The organism is Legionella cincinnatiensis, assembly GCF_900452415.1.
In the GTDB taxonomy this organism is placed as follows: domain Bacteria; phylum Pseudomonadota; class Gammaproteobacteria; order Legionellales; family Legionellaceae; genus Legionella; species Legionella cincinnatiensis.
Window position 1 is genome coordinate 3,127,731 of sequence record NZ_UGNX01000001.1, and the last position, 18,046, is coordinate 3,145,776.

The following is an 18,046-nucleotide window of genomic DNA, read 5'->3' on the forward strand; positions in this document are numbered from 1 at the left end:
CAAGCCTGCAAAAATAAATAATTTTTTATTAGGCAAGGTATGTGAATCCTAATGGTGCTGATGACAATAAGAATGAATAAAATGAATCACGACGCGAGCAAAATGAGCATCCCACAAATTCTGATGTCCTTTATCTGGAAAAGCTACCCATTTCTTTGGTTGATTTGCAAATTTGAAAAGAGTTAAGCCCTGGCTATAAGGAACAACCTGATCCAGTTGACCATGCAACATTAATGTTGGTACATGAATCTTTTGAATACGTGCTAAAGAATCATACTTATCGATTAAAGGAATGGGTAACCAAAAATAATGATATCGGGCTAAAGCAGTGAGTGAAGTATATGGAGATTGTAGTACTAAAGCACAAATCGGAAACTCTGTTGCTAATTGAGTAGCCACTCCAGTACCTAAAGACTCTCCATAAAGTATAAGATTATTCTCTGGAATACCCTGTTGATGTAAAAATTGAATTGCTGCTCGCCCATCCTGGTAAAATCCTAATTCTGTGGGACGGCCAGGATTTCCTCCATATCCTCGGTATTCAAGTAATAGTACCCCGAATCCTTCTGAAAGAAATCGACGTACCAAATTCATACGATAACCAATATGTCCTCCGTTTCCATGTAAATACAAAATGGTGGGGTGATTATTCCTGGGGGATTTATACCAAGAACTCAGAATAAGTCCGTCAGCTTCATGTATTTGAACTACTTCCATATCTTGCGCTTGAAAATCTTTAGGATTAGGTTCTTCAGTAGCAGGGAAATAAATAAAATGGCGTTGCAAGAAATACGCAATAATAAAAATTACAAAAATCAGAAAAAGAAGAAGCAAAAGTTGTTTTAGTATCATAAAATTTTTTCTAACCCTTATCTACTGGTGATAAATACCTCTTCCAGTCATGACATCATCGCATAAAAAAACATCAAGTTTATGTTTCAATCGCATGATAATTAATCCTGTGCTGTATATACTAAATTATAGAATCAAGGAATCTTAGATGTCTTAAAATCAGGAGAAAGTGGTGGAAAATAAGGAATGGCAGTTTTCACTATGGTATGTTCTAATGATTTTTTGGCTGATCCTTCTCTTCCAAAATTTTTTTTTCGCATCGAGCCCGGTTGATGTCGCCTACAGTGATTTTATAAAGCTTTTGAAGGCGAATAAGTTGAATAATGTATTGCTGAGCGAAAGCTATATTACTGCAAATGTGAAAACAGAGGGATTAGATGGATTACTCCCCAAAGAAAAAATAAAAGAAATTGAGCAATCCAGCAGCAAAGAACATCGAATTACTACAGTCCGCATCAATGATCCTTCTCTTGTTACTACTTTAGAGGCAGCAAAAGTAACATTTAATGGGGAAGCCGAAAATAAATGGTTAACCCTAATTTTATCATGGATTATTCCTGCCCTGCTGTTCTTTATTTTATGGAGTTTTTTAATAAAACGTATGAGTTCAACTGCGGGTGGGGTATTAGATGTAGGGAAAAGTAAGGCTAAAGTTTATATGGAAAAAGAAACTCATGTATCTTTTCAAGATGTTGCAGGAGTAGATGAGGCAAAAACAGAACTAATGGAAGTAGTCGAATTCCTTAAAAATCCCCAACATTATACACGAATAGGAGCTCATATTCCCAAGGGGGTTCTCTTAGTTGGTCCTCCTGGAACAGGGAAAACCTTACTGGCACGCGCTGTTGCTGGCGAGGCAGGAGTGCCTTTTTTTTCTATTAATGGTTCAGAATTTGTAGAAATGTTTGTTGGTGTAGGTGCTGCACGAGTTCGAGATCTTTTTATCCATGCCCGAGAAACAGCCCCAGCAATTATTTTTATCGATGAACTTGATGCCTTAGGCAGAGCACGTGGTGCTTATCCTATTGGTGGTGGGCATGATGAAAAGGAACAAACTCTCAATCAATTACTTTCAGAAATGGATGGTTTTGATCCTAGCGAAGGGCTCATACTTCTTGCTGCAACAAACCGTCCAGAAATCCTTGATCCTGCATTATTACGTGCTGGCCGCTTTGATCGCCATGTATTGGTTGACCGGCCTGATAAAATAGGCAGAGTAGAAATTTTGCAGGTACATCTGAAAAAAATAAAACAAGCACCAGATATTGATCCAGAAAAAATTGCCGCATTAACTCCAGGTTTTTCTGGGGCTGATTTAGCAAACCTTGTCAATGAAGCAGCTCTGCTAGCAACCCGCCATAATGCGGATTCTGTAAGCATGGATGATTTTACAAATGCGGTAGAACGTATAGTAGCAGGTTTGGAGAAAAAGAATCGTTTGCTCAATCCCAAAGAGCGTAAAATAGTTGCCTATCATGAAATGGGGCATACTTTAGTTGCTCTTTCGTTACCCAATGTCGATCAAGTGCATAAAGTCTCAATTATTCCACGAGGAATTGGAAGCTTAGGTTATACCATTCAACGCCCTACCGAAGATCGTTATCTCATGACTGAAGAGGAATTAAAAAATAAAATGAAGGTACTTCTAGGTGGTAGAGCAGCAGAATTTATTGTTTTTGATCGTTTTTCAACCGGAGCAGCGGACGACCTTGCCAAAGTAACTGATATTGCACGAAGCATGGTCATGCGTTACGGCATGGACAAAGAACTTGGACCCGTAACCTATCAAAAAGAACGTTCTTCTTTCTTGGAGGTACCTACGGGACGTAATGAACCAGAATTTAGCGAGAAAACCGCATGTGAGATTGATGCCGCAGTTCGTAAAATAATCCAATCCGCATTTGATGATGCTGTAGATCTCATTAAAAAACATATTAAATCTTTGGAGGCAGGAGCCCAGCTATTATTACAAAAAGAAACTCTAAATGAAGAAGATTTAATCGCACTGAACATTAAATAACTATTCGTTTAAGGACTGCACTGCACTTGTTCTATCAAAATGGATTAATCCATCAAACTGATACGGTAATTGTGTAAAAAAATAATGACTAAAACGTTCTGTGTCTGGACGATAAATCACCCCTATAGCCCTTTGTAACCGTGGAATTTTTAGATAGTGCTCCAATTTTTCATGCTCTAATAAGCTTAAGAAAAAATTTTCATATTTGACATGATGAAAGAGATCCTCATAACTCCCCGGAAGACCAGGCATTACCTGTTTTTTTTGTCCAACGCTTCCCCAATCTGATGCAGCCCTTACTGTTCCTTCATAGGTTGAAAAACCAAGTGAATAAGAATGAGTATCATATTGTTCGCGTACGAGCTGGCCAAGATTAAATTCATCGCGCTCTCCCATTTCAGTTGCCCGAGCATCACCTACGTGGGAATTATGAGCCCAAATAATTATTTTAGCGGGTTTATTAAAACGCGTTTCTAAATGATCCGCTAACACATTAAGCGTTTCAGCCATATGACGATCACGAATATTCCACGTTGAAACCCTGCCTTCAAGCATGGAACGATAATAATTTTCTGCATTTTTTACCAACCGTGCATTTTGCGTTGCAAAAAAATATTCATCCTCCGCAGCTATCCCATTCTGATGCAAATAATCAAATGCATGATGTTGTAAATCAATAAGCTGCGTGATTACCTCATTAACACATGCTTTTTTAATTCCTGCTTTAATTAAATAACCATACATTTGCGGATCTTGATGCATGTGATCAAAACAAGCATAACGTTGTTTTGCTCGTTTTGCGGCTTGAGGATCTACTTTATTTAAAAAATCAATCACCGCTTGCATCGATGTGTTTAAACTATATAAATCTAACCCATAAAATCCAACTTTTTGTGTGGGAAGTAAGTCATCATTGTGTCTACGTAACCATTCAAGAAAGGGGGGCAAAGTCGTATTACGCCACATCCATGTTGGAAAGCGTTCAAATGCAGCAAGAGAATACTCACTCTGATTTGCATTTCCCTCTCCTTGCAAATAGCGATGAACTCGATATACATCGGGCCAATCCCCTTCAATCGCTATGGCCATAAAACCCTGTTCTTTAATAAGACGTTGAGATACTTTAATACGTGCCTGATAAAATTCATGCGTCCCGTGAGAAGCCTCCCCAAGCATGACAAAGCGGGCTGTTCCGATTTGCTTTATTACAGCCTCATAATCCTCACCTTGTTCTGCAAGTAATATTGCTGAATGGTTGAGTTCATCCACTAATTTTTGCAATGCACCCTGACTCATAAATACCTCCTTAGAGTATCTAACGTTACTTGAACTCACATTATGCGATAAAATACTGGTCAAACCATTTTTGCGCTAAGAGTGCTACTTCTTGTAACGTTCCGGGCTCTTCGAACAAATGGGTTGCTCCAGGAACTATCTCCAATCGAGTGGTGCAGTTCATTTGAGACATTGCTTGTTGGTTTAGCCCTATAACTACCTCATCATTACCGCCAACAATAAGTAACGTAGATGCTTTAACTTGAGGTAAATATTTTCCAGCTAAATCAGGTCGACCCCCTCGCGATACAATTGCTTTAAATAATTGAGGTTCTTGAGCAGCTGCTTCAAGAGCAGCACCACCGCCAGTACTGGCGCCAAACAAACCGATAGAAAAATGATAAGGAGCTAATTCGTTGTTGCACCAATAAGCCACGGCAATAAGTCGTGAAGCCAATAAATGAATATCAAACCGAAATTCACGTGTTACCTCATCAATAAGATCCTCTTGTGAAGTGAGTAAATCAAAAAGCAATGTTGCGTATCTTCCTTGGTTCAAAATATTTGCCACATATTGATTACGACTACTAAATCGACTACTACCACTGCCATGTACAAAAAGGATAATCCCTTTAGCATCTTCAGGTATTCTTAAGAGACCATTAAGATAAACGTTTTTACTTGGAATAGATATGGGATGTTCCATGGCAGTGGTATAGGTATTCATAGGTATTCCTTTTCCTTCCCTTGATTATCCAATTATAGACTTATGCAAACTAATCTGGGCATCATTTAGTCCTCCATACTTAATATTTGAATTAAGTAATTAGCTTGCATTAAGCGTTGTGCTAATGTGGAACTAATTTTTTTATGGAAAATAAGCGCTGCCTCAGGATGTAATTTCTCGAAATCAATAAGAGCATCTTGCGCTAATTTATAAATAGAACACTCTTTCTCGGCACGTACTGATGCAGTACGTGAGGTACCTAAATAAAATCCTATTTCACCAATAATTGTCCCTGCACCACTTTTAGCCAGGCGAATCTCCCTATCATTTGATTTCAAAAAAATAGATACTTCTCCTGATTCAATAAAACAAATGGAGTCACTCGGCTCACCTTGCCTAAAAAGATACTCCCCGATCTTTACTTCAAATTTTTCCAAGTACTGAGCAAAAAATTGTTGCTGATGCTCATTGGGAATCAACTGGCTTAATGTATTTACAATAATCGATTTTCCAGTGGGTTTAAGTTCATGAGGAAGCTGCTTCAACAATTCCTGTTCGCACCATTCTAGTCCTTGATCAATATCGGGAAACAAACGGATCTTGGTACGTTTATTTAATACTCTTTGTCGATAAAATTGATCGATTAAAAATTGAGAACAATGAGTAAAAATCAATTCTAGAGGAATACTACGAATAAGTTGTTGTAAGCGAATAAAATTAAAATTAGCAGATGAATCAAGGCCATTGACCAATTGAAAATCAAAAATTAAAAATTGAAATTTTTGCTTTTTTTCTTCAATTAAATGATTGATACGATCCAACAATAATTTAGTACTACCAAAAAAAAGGTAGCCTTGTAATTTAAAGATAAGTATTTTATGACCGTTTTCTATGAGCCATTTTTGCTCATAAAAAGGTCTAATAACATTGCTGTGGTAGTAGGTCTCTGTAAGAGAATACTTAATGGCATCAATTTTTGCATAACGAATCACAAAACTGATGCACGTAATAACCAGTCCAATAAAAATACCGGGTAAAAATCCGAAAATAGAAATAATGAATACAATAGCGATAAGAATTAAATAATCCGTATGTGGCAGTTCATACCATCCATTGTATAACCAATCATGCATCAACTTAAAAGCAATGGAAAGCAATAAACCGACTATTACAGGAATTGGTAAATAGGGAATAATACTGGAATTGAAAAAAAGAATAGCGAGACAAACACCACTTGCAATAATACCTGAAATGTGGCTTACTGCACCCACATTTCGGTTAAATAGTGTACCGCTAAGTGATAAATTACAAGGAAATGCAAAAAATAGTCCTCCTACAAGATTAGCTACTCCAGCTATCTTTAGCTCGCGTTCTACATCGGTATTTAACTTTTCGGCCGTTTCTATACCACTAATATTGAGAAGTAATAAAACAATAATGAGGCCAATTAAACCCAAAATGTAGCCAAATTGGTGAACAATAATATCCCAATCAATGTGTCCGAGCATGGAAAAATCCAGCACGTTAAAAATAAAGGTCGATGTAAATGTTGAAAACAGCCAACCTGATTTTATCGCTTCGGCAGGAGACATATGATTGAAATAAAGGAAAATATGAATCAAAATCGACAACAGTACTACTGATAAAGGTAACACCCAAAACCGCTTATAAAAAAGTAATAAGAAAGCAAGCCCAAACGCGAGGCTTAATTGTATTATCGTCTGCGTTTGTAATGTACTTTGAATACTGAGATGCTGACTAATAAGATGTAAACTTGAACGAGCTATAATCCACGCACTCCCTACTATAACTCCACCTAAAACAGGATATGGCAAGAATCGAACGGATTGCCCCAATTTTAGGTATCCTAAAAAAAACATAGTGCAACCTACCATTAAAGATACCAACATGATTGTGACAATTAGGGTAGAGAAAAGAGCTTTTTCTGTTAAAGAATGGGCAGCAATATTTGCGAATACAATCGCCAAAATAGCCCCAACTGCAGGCTCAGGTCGTGAGATGCTAAAAGAAATAGAGCTAAAACAAGAGCATAATAAATTAACGACAATTGAACCAATAAATATACAACTAATTCCTAAGCTAAGATAGATTGACAAGCGCCCTTTAAAAACCAAGGCACTAACCGCAATGGCAATAATCGCCATTACAAAACCAGAAAGCACTCCAGCAACAACATCCTTGATAATTACAAGATTTTTTTTCTTCTTAGGCTTTGACAAGTATTACCCTTTATTGGAATCTCCTTAATAAATAGATTATAGTACACCTACATCTACTTACTCTAAGTACTTGAAACAAATTGTAAAAATAAGGTTTGATAATCCATGCAAAACACTTATCCCTGGACCTTGAAAGAGCCAATTGATACTTTTTTCTTTGACTGTGATGGTACACTTTCGCTTATTGAAGGGATTAATGTGTTGGCCACAATAAATGGGGTTGCAGAAAAAGTTCATCAAATTACAGCACGATGTATGGGGAAAACCGGCATGACTCTCCATGATTATCGCCAACGTTTGGATTATGTGCAACCCACATTAAAACAAGTTAATGAGTTGGCAAAACAATATCAACAACATATTGCTCCAGGAGCATTTGAACTTATCCAATTACTCCATCACTTAAATAAGAAGGTTTATATCATTTCAGCTGGAATTAAAACATCGGTAGACTTATTTGCCCAAACTTTAGGAATTCCTGCCAGTCATGTACTTGCCGTAGACGTGTATTTCAATGAATGTGGTAATTATCAAGGATTTGATGAGCAAAGCAATATGACCCAAGGTAATGGAAAAACAGTAGAAATCTCCTCAATACTTACGCCCGGTGAGCATTCTTTACTTGTCGGTGATGGAATGAGTGACTGGGAAGCTCAAAATACAGTAACTCGATTTATTGGTTTTGCTGGCTTAAATCCCAAAACATGGGTAAAAAATCATTCTAAGCTCTATATTACGAATACAAGCTTTTACCCAATAATTCCTTTAAGTCTAACACTTGGTGAGTTGAAACAATTACGCCCCCAGTACTATGCTTATTATGAACGCGGATTAAAAGAGATTGAGAACTCTATTGTTCTCATTAAGGAGGATAAACATGTTCACGATTCAAGTTCTTGATAATATATCTCCTCAAGGCTTGAGTTTGTTTCATCCTGATCTTTATCAATTAGGTCTTAATCCCATAGATCCCGATGTCATTTTGGTACACTCCCATAAATTACATAATCATCCGTTTTCAAAGAACTTAAAGGCAGTAGCCCGAGCTGGAACAGGTACTGATAATATCCCAGTTGAAGCACTAACCCAAAAAGGCATCCCTGTGTTTTATGCTCCTGGAGCAAATACAAATGCCGTAAAGGAACTGGTGATGGCAGCGATGATTATGGGCTATAGACATTTGGATCAAACTCAAACATTTATTACTGATTTAACCAAAGCAAATAACCAACTATTTCATCGAGAAATTGAAATCAAAAAGAAGAAATTTATTGGCCATGAAATTTCAGGTAAAACTTTAGGTGTTATTGGTTTAGGGAATGTAGGAGTAAAAGTCGCTAATACAGCATTGGCCTTAGGAATGCACGTATTAGGATTTGATACAAACATGACTTTGAATAATGCTTTGGCGCTTATGCCTGGAGTTGAAAAGATCACCGATATGAATCTCTTATTGACTCATGCGGATATTATTACTTTGCATATTCCTTTAAATGTAGAGACCAAACATTTAATTAATGAAGAAAATATTGTCTTATTGAAACCCAATACACTTTTACTGAATTTTTCTCGAGAACAAGTAGTAAGCGAACCCGCAATCCTACAACAATTAAATAACGGCCAATTAATGGGTTATATTACTGATTTTCCAACAATTAACCTAGCAGGCCATCCTAATGTCCTATGCTTCCCTCATTTGGGAGCAAGCACTCAAGAAGCAGAACAAAGTGCTTCAGAAATGATTATTCGAAATATTTGTAATTATCTCGAGCATGGCGGCATAGAATATTCGGTTAATTTTCCAAATATATCGCTGTCAGCAGCACAAATACCCAATTGCCACCGTATACTCACTATTAACCAGAACACACCTGGAGTAATAGGTAAAATTACTCAGAAAATATCAAAAATGAAATATAATGTAGAACAGATGGAAAATAAATCTCGAGGATCCATTGCAATTAATCTTATTGATCTTTCTGGCCCAAAAGAATCACTTCCACAACTTTGTAAGCAATTAAAAGAAATTTCTAGTTTGATGCACGTGCGACATATTACAGTCCATAATAAACAATAAAAAATTAGCTAATAATATCCATGAATTCAATCTACGCTTTTTAGTAAAACATAAAAATGATAGTAACTCCCCACGTCATTCCGAGAAGATCTATCTCCCTGAAATTTAAACTACAAGATGATTTGCTCTATTCTCCCCTTGGAGCGTTCGGGCTGAGGAAGCGCAAAACGCTGTCTCGAAGCCTTACAGCAGGCCTTCGAGACGGGGCATTTTGCCCCTCCTCAGGCTGAACGGCTCTAAAGAGTGAATGGACTTTTTTAAATTTCGGGGAATAGATGAGTGCAGGATGACGTGGGGAGTTACAAATGATATTATATGTAAAATTTTTATACACAAGTATACATCATAAATGTTTGGATTCAATGACAAAGTAGGAAAAGCGTTCTTCAATAAAGCAAAGCATGATGAACTATTAGTGACAAGTCGTTTTTTTACGTTACAAGGAGAAGGACCGTATCGTGGACATCCTGCTTATTTTATCCGTCTGGCTAAATGCAACTTAGCGTGTTCTTTTTGTGATACCTATTTTGATTCTGGTGAGTGGAGAAACTTTACTTCTTTGCTAAAAGAAGCAGAGCAGGTGATCGATGATTTTTTTAAAAATCGTAGCTTATCAACTCCCCCTTGGGCGCAAGGTCTTGCCAAAAAAATGGTGCTCGTAATTACCGGTGGTGAACCTTCATTACAACAAAATTTATCTGCATTTTTAGAAATGGCTCAAGCCTACTTCCAATCGACTCAAATTGAATCAAATGGTATTGCTGTTTTAGCAGATCTTCCTAAGAGCACTACCTTGGTAGTGAGCCCTAAATGTCTGGAAAAAGAAGGTAACGTAATTCGATACCTAAAACCCAATCCCAAAATGTTGGCGCGTGCTGATTGTTTGAAATTTGTAATATCAGCTCCTGAAGACAATCAATATGCACCCTACAGTGACATTCCTCTATGGGCACATGAATGGGCGAAACAAATGAACAAGCAAATCTTCATCAGTCCCATGAATATTTATCAAAAAGAGCCACAGCGTGTTAAAGTCATACGTGATGAAGGTCGTGATCTCACTATGACTGAACGTTCCGAAATCAATGAAGTAATTAGTTTTTGGGAACCTGGTCTTCTAGATCTGAAAAAAAATCAACGTAATCATGAGTACGCAGCAGAATACTGCATGAAGTATGGATTTATTCTTAACCTACAAATTCATCTTTATGCGGGTCTTCCTTAGGAACATCAAATCAGCAACTAAGAATTAGTACGTATTTAACCTGAGTTCGGGATAAGAAAACACACCTCGCCTCTACAAAGAAATGTTGCTTTGCAGAAAATAATTACTGCATCACGACAGGACTTTGTTACCGTTAGGGCTATGCATTATTCGTTTCCTGTTTTACATCAATTCAAAACGGGCATAAAGGGGTAAATGATCGGACAGCATTCTCCATGGTTTACCCTGTAAACAAGCCACCTCTTGTACTTTCATACCGCGAAAATACACTCGATCAATACACAAGGCAGGCCTAATTGCAGGAAAAGATCGTGCATGTTGGCCTTCAATAGAAACAAATGCTTCCTCTATATTTAAATAGTCAGCCAGAGGTTTGGAAATAATAGTACGCCAATCGTTGAAATCACCCGCCATCAATAAAGGCTCATTTTGAGGAACCACATCTTTAATTCGTTGCATTAAAGTATTGCATTGCACGGTACGTTCCGCTTTAAAAAGACCTAAATGCACGCATAATAAATGAATCGTTACATTATCCAGCTTCAATTGCGCGTGTAATATGCCTCTTGAAGCTCTACGAATATGGGTAAGATTAATATTCTCAAATCGCTCAAAAGCGTACTTACTTAAAATAGCATTACCATGATGCCCTGATTGATATACTGCATTTTTCGCATAAACATAATGTGGCCATATGTTTTCAGCAATGTACTCAGATTGTGGAGAAGCAGGCCATGCATTAATTCGTTTTTGTCGTTTTACGTGCTCCCCCTGAACTTCTTGCAAAAAAACAAAATCAGGATTTAAATTCGTTATCGCATCCCGCATTTTAGGAAGCAAAAAGCGAATGGTACCCACCCCAAATCCTTTATGAATATTATAAGTTATTAATGAGACACTACGTTTATCTTGTTGCATGCCTTACCCTATTCAGGTTTTTTACTTAGCTAATTACTAATCCATATAAAATCATTGCATTGCATTACCTTAACTGTTTTAAAATGAAATCTGCATTCATCATAAGAAAACTGTAGTAAGCATGCTGCAAAATCTCTATTCACACCATGTAATGAATTATAGCTCTACTGTTCCCAGTAGAGATATAATAACTACTTAATAAAATATATAAATAAATATTAAATGATATGAATAAACTAAATCTTAAGATTCCAGGCTTTTCTATAGCGTGCAAAACGTGGGGACATCCTGAAAAACCAACTATCTTAGCGCTGCACGGTTGGCTAGATAATGCAAACAGTTTCCTGCCTTTAGCCTCCTTCTTGGAGAATGACTTTTATCTTATTGCAGTTGATTTGCCGGGACATGGTCATTCATCACATCTTCCTCAGGGGTGTCACTATCATTTTTTTGATGGAATTTTCATTGTTATTGAAATACTCAATGCCCTAAAAATCGATAAAGTCCATTTATTAGGCCACTCCATGGGAGCTTGTCTGGCCAGCTTGATTGGAGGAGTTATTCCCGAACGCTTTCTTTCACTAATACTCATTGAAGGCTTAGGACCATTTTCACATCCTGGAGAAACAGCCTGTCAACAATTAAGAGACTATGCTCATTTCCTCACACAAAAAAGCAAAAAATCAAAAGGTTATGATCATTTAGAGAGTGCGGCTCTAGCTCGTGCCTTTAAAGGATACGTTTCCATGGATATCGCAAAAACTCTGTGTGAACGAAGTTTAGTAGAAAAACGAGGAAAATTTTACTGGCGACATGATCCACGTTTACTGGCACGCTCCCCTTTACGCATGACAGAAACGCAAATTCTTTCCTGCTTAAAAGAGATTACTGCAAAAACTTATTTACTTATAGCAAATCAAGGATTTTCTTTTGATGCTGAAATTACTAAAAATCGCATCAACACTGTAAAAAACTTAACTCTTAAAAAAATGAATGGGGGGCATCATATTCATATGGAACAGCCAGAAGTTGTAGGCCAACTTCTGACTGATTTTATGATGAATACAAATTAACGGCACTTGTTAACATTGATGGTAACTGCTTGCAATGAGCTTTTCACATCATTTAAAGAATAACCTAAGTCTTTAGCTGCGCTTAACACACCACAACCACCTTCATCAAAACTTGAATAAGGTGTCCAATAATCCATATTTGCTTTCACCATCACATCAAAAGCCATACGAGTATTCCAATTAGGCTGATTTGCTAATATGTAAAATAAATGGTTGTATACGCCACTTGAATAATGAACGTCTAGACCACCATAGTATTCATCTGCCGTATCAATAGACTCACCATCACGGCTAGGTTTATCCATATAACGCAAAGCATCATAGCCACTACTTTCTTTCATAATTTCACCGCCAATTTGCCAGCTACTCTTACCTACTGAATAATGCTCAGCTGCTTGGGCTGCCATATCAGAAAAAGATTCATTCATTCCACCAGATTGGCCGTAATATTCGAGACCAGAATGCTGCTCCGTAAAACCATGGCTAATTTCATGAGCGCCAACGCCGAGAGAAACCAAAGGATACATCATCCTATCACCACAACCAAAAGTCATTTGCTCTCCATCCCAATAAGCATTTTCATAACCGTCGCCATAGTGAACGCGCATAACTAATTGCATTGGGGATCCATTAGAATTAGAAAGAACATTTACGCCATACCAGTCAGCATACATATGTTTGATTACATAACCTGCATACAATGCATCATTTGATGGAGAAAGTGCGCCATTATCTTCACGATACCCAGTGGAGTAAATATTAGAGTCCGTTGCTGAACAAGCAAACGACATTGGAGTTTTGACAGAACTGTATTTGTGTTTCATATCAATCACTTTTACAGATTCATTTTCCATATAACATGTTGCATTCTTTACATCACGAGTTAGATCCAAATAGGGAAAGTCTTTACCGAACTCATAATACCCCATTTTCTTATTTCCACCGAAACCAGAACCTTTTACAGATACTCTCTCTGTTTTAATATCATTCCATTGTACAAAAGGCTGTTTAGTTCGAGCATCAATAATTGCTGTTGGACGCTCTGGAGCTTTATCTAGATGATTAACACGAATGCTTACCTTGTAAGCCCAGTGTGCTTGATTATCCTTATCGATATATACCATAGGAACGACTTTTTCATCGCCTACATTTTGATCAGCATATTTAGCTTTGAATTGTTGTAATGCCTGATCTGCATTCTGCACAAAAGAAGCATCTGGTTGACCTAATTCCGTTTGTAACCCCTGATAAACAACACCATTCATCTCAACTGAAGACTGAGTAGTAGCGGCTAATGACTTTGCCGTATTCATGCTATGCATGATTGCATAACCACCATAAACTGGAAACCCTGCATATTTTTGTTGCATACGGACATGAGTTACTTTATTTCGATCAGTATGCTCACTTATGAAGCTCAAGCTATCTTTAGCAACAGCAACACCTTGAGTTGATAAAGCAAATTTTTGCTTTACTTCCGAAAAAGATGCGTTTTGTAAAAGCAAGGGGTCTGCAGCTTTCGCGGGAGATACCATACCTAGGGCCAGAGCCACAGCTAATGGAGATAAATAGTAATTATGATGCATTGAAATCCACTCCTTTTTGCAACTTAATTGAAAATATTGAAGCAACTCATGTTCTGCTGAATCCAATTATATCCTTAAAAGCAAGTTATAAAGCTTGACTGAATTCAACAGGGAGTTACACCTACAAACACAACTGACAAATCTAAAACCCATCCAAACTAGCATAATTTTAGATTTTTTGAAATTATTATTTCATACTTGTTGATAATACCAAGCAGCCAGAGCACATAAGCCTAAAACAAATAATATAATGGATAATGGCAGCTGCCCCTGCATCTGCGTCATTGCAATCATACCACTTGTTAATGCAGCGGTAAAATCTTGCATGCTCACGTATAATGCAGCCACTGTTCCTGCCATTTGTGGAAAAGGATGAAAAACTCCTGCAAAAGCATTAATGAAAGTAAAGCCAGAACCCATACTAAATAAAGCGATGGGAATCATAATAGTTAACACATGCATTATGCCTAATAATGCAAAGACAAACATTAACAAACCACCACCAATCATCAACAACACACCAAGAAACAACATAAAGGATACATCCTTAATCATAATTAATTGGCTATTTATAATGCCACTAAGGCAAATCGCCCCAGCTATAAAAATTGACAATTGTCCGTATTCTAAAGGGGTTAATCCCAATACATTTTGGAATAAAAACGGCGCGATAGTAATATAGGCAACTAAACCCGAACAGGCAAAACACGCACAAAGCGTATATCCCACGAAGGTTCTAGAACTTAATAAGCTATAATAATTCTCATAGAGAACATTTATTTTTGTTGCATTAGGGTTAAGATTTTTATTTGTTTCTGGCAAAACCCGTAAAATAAAAATCCAAAATGACAGTCCTACGATAAAGATAAATAAAAAATTAGCTCTCCATCCAAAATGTTGCTGAATAAATCCACCCCATATTGGAGAAACAACCAATAATAATGTGCTTACTACGCCAACATAAGAACTGATTTTTGACAAATATCGATCTGTAAAAAGATCCCTCATTAAAGAGCGCCCTACTGAACTACAACAACCAATACCAAATCCTTGTAAAAAGCGTCCAAAAATTAAAACCATAACTGATGGTGCAAAAAAGCAACACAAGCTCCCTAAGATACTTATACCTATTCCATAAATAAGTGGAAGCCTACGACCAATTTTATCAGATAAGGGTCCAAAAAATAGATGAGAACTTCCTAGCCCAAACAAAAAAAGAAAGAGCGTATATTGAATTGATGATTCGGAGCTATGAAAATATTTAGTAATTGCAGGCAACGATGGAACATATTGATCTATAGAGATTTGTACCAATATCATCATCATGAAAATGACACAATAAATTTCTGGTTGTACTTTAGGTACGTCTAACCGTTGTTTGAACATTTCCTGCATCAAAAGTCCTTTGAGTTTCTTCCTTTTTTAAACCTAGAAAAAGCAGTTAAGCCCCCAGTCAGTTCGATACGAGATGCTCAGCAGGCTGAATTTTTTTGAAATCAGTAGTTCTCACTGCACTCAATAAAAAACTCAAATCAATCCTGCTGGCTTCATACCCTTACCTAGAGAAACACAACAACTTTTTCAAGGTTAGAGGCAAAACACTGCTTTATTTCAATAAAGTCTAGGTTAATGCCTTAAAGCAAGCAACTTTTTCTCTATATTTTATGATCTAAAATATAAAAACAGCAGAGAACATGTAGATATCCTCGGAGATATATAGACAACATTACAGAGATCGGGCAAAATCTGCCAAAATTATTGATACAGACTAAAACATGAAAAAAATTCTGGTGTTACATGGACCAAATTTAAATCTCTTAGGAACACGAGAACCTTCAATTTATGGGGGCACAACGCTAGAACAGATCAATACTCGTTTAACTAAAGAAGCAACAGAAGCAGGGTTTACGCTGCAATGTTACCAAAGTAATTCGGAAGCAGATTTAATTCAATCGATTCATCAAGCAAGTACTAATAAAATCGATTATATGATTTTCAATCCTGCAGGATTTACCCATACCAGTATAGCCTTAAGGGATGCGTTGAGTGCTGTTGCAATTCCGTTTATTGAAGTACATATCAGTAATATTTATTCCCGCGAAACTTTTCGTCACCACTCTTATTTTTCTGATATAGCCATAGGTATTATTAGCGGCTTAGGTGTACAAGGGTATTCGTTAGCATTAACCTCAATTATTGAAAGAGAAGCAAATAATGGACATTCGTAAGATCAGAAAATTAATCGAATTGCTGGAAGAAACCGGCATTTCAGAAATTGAAATTAAAGAAGGTGAAGAATCACTTAGGTTAAGTCGTCACAGCAGTGTTCCTGTTGTAGAACATCCTCAAGTTCATTACGTATCACCTCCTGTACCACAAACAGCATCACTTCCTACTGGAGCTACTTCTAATTCAAGTGCAGGAAGTACCCTCCAAGAAAGTAAGCCTACCGCACCAACTACTTCTGGCCATCAAATTCATTCACCTATGGTAGGGACGATGTATACATCACCCTCGCCAGAAAGCCCTCCTTTTGTCACCCTGGGCCAAACAGTCAAAGCAGGGGATGTTTTATGCATTGTTGAGGCAATGAAAATGTTTAATGAAATTGAAGCAGATCGCCCCGGTAAAGTCGTAGAAATATTAGTCGGTAATGGAGAACCTGTAGAATACGATCAGGTTCTATTTATTATAGAATGAGGATGCATCAATGCTCAGTAAAATTGTTATTGCCAACAGAGGTGAAATTGCTCTTCGCATCTTGCGTGCATGTAAAGAGCTTGGCATTCAGACTGTAGCCGTACATTCAGACGTAGATAAAGATTTATTACATGTTCGTCTCGCTGATGAAACGGTTTGCATAGGACCAGCTCCAGCACAAAAAAGCTATCTGAATATTCCAGCTATTATTTCTGCTGCTGAAATTACTGATGCCGTAGCCATTCATCCTGGTTACGGCTTCCTTTCAGAAAACGCTGATTTCGCAGACATAGTAGAAAAAAGTGGATTTCGTTTTATTGGTCCAAGAGGGGAAACAATTCGCCTCATGGGTGATAAAGTCTCTGCGATTAATGCGATGAAGGCCGCGGGAGTTCCTTGTGTTCCTGGATCAGATGGTCCCTTATCTGATGACGATCAAAAAAATTTAGAAATAGGTCGGAAAATTGGCTATCCTGTTATTATTAAAGCGGCAGGAGGGGGTGGTGGACGTGGTATGCGTGTTGTACATAGTGAATCTCACCTTCCCAACGCGATTGCGCTAACACGTAGCGAAGCTAAAGCCGCATTTAATAATCCCGTCGTTTATATGGAAAAATTTCTGGAAAATCCTCGTCATGTCGAATTCCAAGTTTTAGGGGACGGTAAGGGTAACGCAATTCATCTTGGTGAACGCGATTGCTCCATGCAAAGACGCCATCAAAAAGTAGTAGAAGAAGCCCCGGCGCCAGGAATTAGCCCTGAACTTAGAGATAAAATTGGTGCTTCTGTAGTCAAAGCGTGCCAAGATTTGAAATATCGTGGTGCAGGTACCTTTGAATTCTTATATCAGGATGGCTGTTTTTATTTTATCGAAATGAATACTCGAATTCAGGTTGAGCATCCAGTAACTGAAATGATCACTGGAATTGATTTGATTAAAGAACAAATCAAAGTTGCAAGTGATCAACCTTTTACACTGACTCAAGAAAACATTCAATTACGCGGCCATGCAATTGAATGTAGAATTAATGCGGAAGATGCTAAAACATTTATGCCTTCACCAGGAACAATAAAATTATTACATCAACCAGGCGGTCCAGGTATTCGTTTTGATTCACATATTTACAGTAGTTATACGGTGCCCCCCAATTATGACTCCATGATTGGTAAACTCATTAGTTATGGCAACACTCGTGCTGAGGCAATTGCAAGAATGCGTAATGCGTTGGATGAAATTATCATTGATGGTATAAAAACAAATATCGAATTGCATCAACGTATCTTTCATGATCAATCTTTTATTGCAGGCGGCACAAACATTCACTATTTGGAAAAGATGCTTAAGGGCTAATA

Annotated in this window: 15 protein-coding genes; 8 read left to right on the plus strand and 7 right to left on the minus strand. The window is 37.4% G+C overall.

The features are described from left to right. Window positions 1-48 precede the first annotated feature (48 nt). Complete coding sequence (locus DYH34_RS13950) at window positions 49-852, minus strand: alpha/beta hydrolase (protein WP_058465101.1); 804 nt, start codon at window positions 850-852, stop codon at window positions 49-51. Window positions 853-1,024: 172 nt separating this feature from the next. Here DYH34_RS13950 and ftsH point away from each other — a divergent pair, with 172 nt between their 5' ends. Continuing rightward, the gene (gene ftsH, locus DYH34_RS13955) at window positions 1,025-2,872 is read left to right on the plus strand and encodes an ATP-dependent zinc metalloprotease FtsH (RefSeq protein WP_083502761.1); all 1,848 of its coding nucleotides are present in this window, start codon (window positions 1,025-1,027) and stop codon (window positions 2,870-2,872) included. Here ftsH and DYH34_RS13960 read toward each other — a convergent pair whose 3' ends face one another. From DYH34_RS13960 to DYH34_RS13970, 3 genes are all read right to left on the minus strand, one after another. Continuing rightward, a complete protein-coding gene (locus tag DYH34_RS13960) occupies window positions 2,873-4,168 on the minus strand; it encodes an erythromycin esterase family protein (RefSeq protein ID WP_058465102.1) in 1,296 nt (431 codons plus the stop codon). Between the two features lie 40 nt (window positions 4,169-4,208). Then, a complete protein-coding gene (locus DYH34_RS13965; RefSeq protein ID WP_058465103.1) occupies window positions 4,209-4,874 on the minus strand; it encodes a dienelactone hydrolase family protein in 666 nt (221 codons plus the stop codon). 65 nt (window positions 4,875-4,939) lie between these two features. After that, the gene (locus tag DYH34_RS13970) at window positions 4,940-7,114 is read right to left on the minus strand and encodes a SulP family inorganic anion transporter (protein WP_058465104.1); all 2,175 of its coding nucleotides are present in this window, start codon (window positions 7,112-7,114) and stop codon (window positions 4,940-4,942) included. Window positions 7,115-7,219: 105 nt separating this feature from the next. Between DYH34_RS13970 and DYH34_RS13975 the strand changes: the two genes are divergently transcribed. The 3 genes from DYH34_RS13975 (at window position 7,220) to DYH34_RS13985 (ending at window position 10,416) form a co-directional block, all read left to right on the plus strand. Next, on the plus strand, window positions 7,220-8,014 hold the full coding sequence (locus DYH34_RS13975; protein ID WP_058465105.1) for an HAD-IB family phosphatase: 795 nt from the start codon (window positions 7,220-7,222) through the stop codon (window positions 8,012-8,014). Further along, on the plus strand, window positions 7,992-9,191 hold the full coding sequence (locus DYH34_RS13980) for a 3-phosphoglycerate dehydrogenase family protein (RefSeq protein WP_058465106.1): 1,200 nt from the start codon (window positions 7,992-7,994) through the stop codon (window positions 9,189-9,191). The genes DYH34_RS13975 and DYH34_RS13980 overlap by 23 nt, the downstream gene beginning before the upstream one ends. 349 nt (window positions 9,192-9,540) lie before the next feature. Then, a complete protein-coding gene (locus tag DYH34_RS13985; protein ID WP_058465107.1) occupies window positions 9,541-10,416 on the plus strand; it encodes a 7-carboxy-7-deazaguanine synthase QueE in 876 nt (291 codons plus the stop codon). A gap of 162 nt (window positions 10,417-10,578) precedes the next feature. On the opposite strand, the gene DYH34_RS13990 is transcribed toward DYH34_RS13985, so the two are convergent. Further along, window positions 10,579-11,334, minus strand: coding sequence for an endonuclease/exonuclease/phosphatase family protein (locus DYH34_RS13990; RefSeq protein ID WP_058465108.1), 756 nt, complete (start codon window positions 11,332-11,334; stop codon window positions 10,579-10,581). A 227-nt stretch (window positions 11,335-11,561) separates the two neighbouring features. Between DYH34_RS13990 and DYH34_RS13995 the strand changes: the two genes are divergently transcribed. After that, window positions 11,562-12,407: an alpha/beta fold hydrolase gene (locus DYH34_RS13995; protein WP_058465109.1), complete on the plus strand. Its 846-nt coding sequence runs from the start codon at window positions 11,562-11,564 to the stop codon at window positions 12,405-12,407. Here DYH34_RS13995 and proA read toward each other — a convergent pair. Then, complete coding sequence (gene proA, locus DYH34_RS14000) at window positions 12,404-13,993, minus strand: zinc metalloprotease ProA (protein ID WP_058465110.1); 1,590 nt, start codon at window positions 13,991-13,993, stop codon at window positions 12,404-12,406. The genes DYH34_RS13995 and proA overlap by 4 nt on opposite strands. A 192-nt stretch (window positions 13,994-14,185) precedes the next feature. Further along, window positions 14,186-15,388: a multidrug effflux MFS transporter gene (locus DYH34_RS14005; protein ID WP_058465111.1), complete on the minus strand. Its 1,203-nt coding sequence runs from the start codon at window positions 15,386-15,388 to the stop codon at window positions 14,186-14,188. 380 nt (window positions 15,389-15,768) lie between these two features. Here DYH34_RS14005 and aroQ point away from each other — a divergent pair, with 380 nt between their 5' ends. Genes aroQ through accC form a run of 3 tightly spaced genes read left to right on the plus strand, consistent with a single transcriptional unit; the run spans window position 15,769 to window position 18,044 of the window. Beyond that, window positions 15,769-16,221, plus strand: coding sequence for a type II 3-dehydroquinate dehydratase (aroQ, locus tag DYH34_RS14010; RefSeq protein ID WP_058465112.1), 453 nt, complete (start codon window positions 15,769-15,771; stop codon window positions 16,219-16,221). Next, a complete protein-coding gene (gene accB / locus DYH34_RS14015; RefSeq protein ID WP_058465113.1) occupies window positions 16,208-16,693 on the plus strand; it encodes an acetyl-CoA carboxylase biotin carboxyl carrier protein in 486 nt (161 codons plus the stop codon). Before aroQ ends, accB begins: the two co-directional genes overlap by 14 nt. Before the next feature lie 10 nt (window positions 16,694-16,703). After that, on the plus strand, window positions 16,704-18,044 hold the full coding sequence (gene accC, locus DYH34_RS14020; RefSeq protein ID WP_058465114.1) for an acetyl-CoA carboxylase biotin carboxylase subunit: 1,341 nt from the start codon (window positions 16,704-16,706) through the stop codon (window positions 18,042-18,044). Window positions 18,045-18,046 lie beyond the last annotated feature (2 nt).